Origin of the sequence: Microcystis sp. LEGE 00066 (assembly GCF_015207925.1) — a bacterium.
Taxonomy (GTDB): Bacteria; Cyanobacteriota; Cyanobacteriia; order Cyanobacteriales; family Microcystaceae; genus Microcystis; species Microcystis ichthyoblabe_A.
The window spans coordinates 1-4,725 of record NZ_JADEVX010000255.1 but is presented as its reverse complement, the minus strand read 5'-3'; the positions used below and the strand labels follow the sequence as shown (position 1 = coordinate 4,725).

Sequence of the window (4,725 nt, the reverse complement as noted above, 5' to 3'; positions counted from 1 at the left end):
CTACTGTACTTTTAGCTTGGGCGGCAATTATATCTGAGGGGTGAAAATAGGGGGAATTCCAAAAGTCGTAGGTGGCCCTCGCTGCGGCTAGATTTCCCGAAGCTTGTGGCACACTTGTACTAGGTTGACTGGCCAAGTTTTCTACGATACTGATTAACCTTTTCTTTCTTCTGGTGTCCCCTAGGTCTGCATATTGTAATTCTTGGGCTGCCCATTTCTCCATTTTTTTGCTTACCTCCACCTTAATTCCTTCTTTCAAAACTATACCTATCAATCGTTTCCCCTTTTTTTAAGTTTCTTCTCTTTTTGTTAAGAAAGATCTGACTAATGGATAGCTTTTTAAGGGGGGTTGGGGGGGATCAACAGGTAAGGCGTGTAAGGGTAAGATATGCAGAAACCAATGGGGAATAATAATTAAGCGTTGACAATTATCGGGAATCAGGGCAAGAATATCGTTAATATGCAGAATATCAGCAAAAGTCTGTAAGAGGTTAGACAGTTGATTTCTCCATTCTTGTTTGCCATTTTTGGAGTAGTAAAGCTCTCGATAATTGTTGATTGTATCAAATAATTGATTTTTATCATCCTCGGAAGATTGCCAAACTTTAACCTCTCCCTCAGCAGACACGACAAAAGCGAGTATTTTCTCCCCTGTAATGTACCATTGCAGCAGACAAGTTTCGGCATCAGTTAAAGCTTGAATCTCTGAAAATGCGATCGGCTCAACTTTTTGAGTGAGGCTAAAGAGAGGATCTTTAATTTCTCTTGCAATAAAATTATCTAAGTCTTGTTGATATTCCTTCAGATAACTGTGATCTTGAACGTAGGGAGTTAGGTTATCACTCTGCATTAGCTTCTGGTTAATGCTTTGATGTTGTAAGCGAATTTGCTCGTTAACGACTCTTTGCTTTAATTCATTTAATTGAGCGATGATTTCTGGAATAACACCCTGGGGATGGAGATTTTTCTGGGTGATTAATTCCACCAGATTACGCCCTTTACTGCGTTCGATATATTCTAATGCCTTCTCAGGCTGATTGAAATTAAGATATGCTTGCACAATGCGATGGAAAACCTCAATGGCATGAGAGAGGGTTTGTTCACGACTGCGGGGGTTAAGTGCCTCTAAGCGAGCATTTTCGACGGCTTCAATGGCGATATGATAGGCTTCTGTGGCAGGTTGCCATTGTTCTTCATTATAGTATAAGTTAGCTAAATTACTAGCAACCATTAAACAACTGAACAAATTATTTTCGTTTGTCCAAATTTTTAAGGCATCGGTAAAAAGTGTGATTGCTTTTTTTAAATTCTCAGCTTTGTTGCCTACCTTTCTTTGGCAGTAAGCGTTACCGAGACTATTTCGTGTTTCTGCCCACAAAAGTGGTGAATTTTCAAAAGTTCTGACTTTTAGGGCATTTGTATAGGCTTCAATGGATTTTTCGATGTTTTCAGCTTTATCACCTTTAATTCTCTGACGGTAAGTATTCCCGAGATTATGTTGCGTATCTGCCCAATATTCAGGAAATTGTTCAAAAGTTCTGATTTTGAGTGAGCTTTCATAAACTTCGAGAGCTTTTTCTAGATTTTCAGCTTTATCACCTCGGATTCTTTCATAGTAAGCAATTCCCAAATTATTTTGTATGATTGCCCATGATTCAGAATCAGTATCAAACGTAATAACCTGTTCAGCTACTGCATAAGTATTGATTGCTTTTTCAATATTATCATCTTTATCTCCCAGTATCCTGTAAGAATAAGCAAGAGCGAGATTACTCTGTGTCATTGCCCATTGTTTGGGAAATGCGTCAAAAGTCCTCACTTTCAAAGCTTCTTGGTAGTAGGCGATCGCTTGTTCTAAATTTTCCACCTTATTGCCTTTTATTCTTGTGGCATAAGTTGCACCCAAAAGATTTTGTATGTATGCCCATTTTTCAGGGAAACTATCAAAAGTATAAACTTTGAGAACTTCTTTGTAAGTAGCGATCGCTCTTTCTAAATTCTCAGCTTTCTCTCCTCTGATTCTGTCACTATAAGCTAAGGCGAGATTATTCTGTATCTCTGCCCATTGTTTGGGAAATGCCTCAAAAGTATAAACCTTTAAGACTTCGGTATAGGTAGCGATTGCCTTATCTAAATTATCGGCTTTATCCCCCATAATCCTTTCACGATAAACATTAGCCAGATTATTTTTGGTCGCTGCCCAGTTTTGTGGAAAAGCATCAAAGGTTCTAATCCTCAATGCTTCATTATACAAAGAGATCGCTATTTCTAAATTCTCAGCTTTGTCTCCTTTTATTCTGTTACGATAGGCAATCCCAAGATTGTTTTGTGTCAGTGCTCGATCAATAGGATCATTATCAATTGTTAAGACAAGCTCATTACCAGCTATGGCAATTTCTTGATTCATAGAAATATCACCATGAGGAAACTCTTGAATAAGACGACTAAAGTTAACAATCGACGCTGTAATAGTTCTAGCTGTTTCCGAGTCAGCAGATGGCAATAATATATTTCTTACAAAATTATCTAGAACAGCTATTAGGTTTTCATCTAGTTTATCTAAATTTTTTTCAAAAAAAGGATAAATGATTTTGATATTTATATCTGGATCGTTAGTAAGCAATTGCAATACCTCTCCAAAAAATGTTAGATAATCTTGATCGGTATTTACCTTTTCTGTTGTTTCATCCGACCATATCTCTAAATCTTCCGCTAACTGTTGCGCTATATATATCAGCCATCGTGCCTCATTTTCCCTTCCTGCATTCCCGTATTGTTGCGCTACGGCTACCATTACCTGTACCAACCCCTCATCCAGCAATTCCTGATTTTCCTGCATAATGCGAGGTTCATCGCCATCATTGCAGGATAATAGCTGATTAATCAGGTTTAAGTAAGCTTTGGGAAATGCGTCAAAAGTCCTCACTTTCAAGGATTCCTGATAAGCGGCGATCGATCTTTCTAAATTCTCGGCTTTATCTCCTCTGATTCTGTTACGGTAAGCAATGGCGAGATTGTTCTGTGTGTCTGACCATTGTTGGGGAAATTCGTCAAAAGTATAAACTTTCAAAGCTTCCTGGTAAGCGGCGATTGCCCTTTCCAAATTCTCGGCTTTCTCCCCTCTGATTCTGTCACAGTAAGCATTAGCGAGATTATTCTGTGTCATTGCCCAATCTTGGGGAAATGCTTCAAAAGTGAAGATAGTTAAGGCTATTTCATAACCCGTAATGGCAATTTCTTTGTGAGCGGCGATGTCACCGAGGGGAAATTGTCGGATTAAGTTAATGAAATTGCCAATAACCACAACAGCGAAAGCATAGGCTTGTTCTTGCGCGGCTTGCGTTAATGTCTTTCTCGCTAAACTGTCTAGAATTCGCGCTAAATTATCATCCAGTTTATCCAAATTTTGCGCCCAGAAGGGATAAATAACTTGAGGATTAGGATTTTCAGAAATTTTTCGTAATGTCTCCATTAAGAATCTTACATATTCTTGCTGGTTAGGTATTTCAGTATTAAGAGTTAATCCTTGTGACGATTGATCTACAAAATTATTTTGCTGATTTATCGTTTGATTTTGAGAAGGAGGAGTTCTATTTGTTCCTTGCGCTACAAATTCCCAATCATCACCCTGTTGCTGACAAAATCCCAAAATATCCTCATATTCTATTGCTTCAACACTCGGTACAGGAAAATTCTGCTCCCCTAATCGTCGTGCGAAAGTAGCCGCATCTTCTTGAGTCTCAAATATTAATATTGTATCCTTATTGCCTGTGCTTATAGTATGAATACCCTCATCATCTGTTCCCACATTGTAAAGCAGAACATAAACAGTTTGAGGTAACTGATTAGAGGGTTGCTGCTGAAAATACTGAGTCAAAGAAACAGTTAAATCTTTTAGATTAACCTGTAAATTTTGTAAAATTATCGCTGTACTTTCCCCCTCTTGAAAAATCCCAATCAGTAAATGCTCTGTATCAATAGATTCACTCCCTAATTTATCAGCAAATGATAATGCACTGTTTAAAACGAGTTTTGCCGACTCTGTAAAAGGAATATCTACAGGATTCATTTCTGGACTAATTCCTGAACCCTTTCCTAGAATTTTTTCAACTTCAATCCGAGCATTTTTTAGCGTTATTCCCTGCTGTCTTAAAACTTGCGACGCAATTCCTGATGCTTCACCGATTAACCCTAAAAATATAAATTCCGCTCCTACAAAATTATGCCCCAAGCGACGCGCTTCCTCCTGCGCTAACATAATTACCTTAATCCCTTTCTCTGTAAACCGTTCAAACATAATTTAGACTCCTTATCACTTCTAAACCACGAAACTTATCAGAACTACAACACCTTGATTCGCCATTCCGTAAAAAATTGGACATAATTAGAACTCTTGCAAATTAATTATATGTTATAATGATGGGTTAACTAATTTTCCCCAAAAAATTAGTTAATCAGTACATTCGTCCTGAATGAAAACTTGAAGTTTAACTTTTAACTCAAAACTATTTAGAGCTGCTTTAATTTGGTTATCAAAACCTCTTTATTTAAGCGGCACAAACTATCTCAATTATAAAAATTGAGAATAAATTCTCCTTGACTTGATTAATCTTTAGGCAACTTTTAAGAAGCTGCTATACCTATCCCTAACTCACAGTTATAAATAGCCGCCAACAAGTTAACTCTTAAACTATATCTTCGACGACGATTCCGATATTTACAGGA

General features: G+C 37.5%; 2 protein-coding genes and 1 pseudogene. All 3 read right to left on the bottom strand.

Going from position 1 to position 4,725, the window contains the following annotated elements; translation table 11 throughout:
- Positions 1 to 223 (bottom strand): transposase (locus IQ224_RS21720; RefSeq protein ID WP_194033485.1); only part of this gene is annotated, 223 nt, incomplete at its 3' end.
- A 66-nt stretch (positions 224 to 289) separates the two neighbouring features.
- Positions 290 to 4,297, bottom strand: a complete 4,008-nt coding sequence (locus IQ224_RS21715) for a DUF3110 domain-containing protein (protein ID WP_228036348.1) — start codon at positions 4,295 to 4,297, stop codon at positions 290 to 292.
- Between the two features lie 326 nt (positions 4,298 to 4,623).
- Positions 4,624 to 4,725, bottom strand: a pseudogene (locus tag IQ224_RS21710) (IS5/IS1182 family transposase); the annotation flags it as partial.

What these genes read in the sequence shown, in the direction of transcription:
- IQ224_RS21715 (WP_228036348.1), bottom strand. Translation starts at nt 4,297, where the DNA reads ATGTTTGAACGGTTTACAGAGAAAGGGATTAAGGTAATTATGTTAGCG.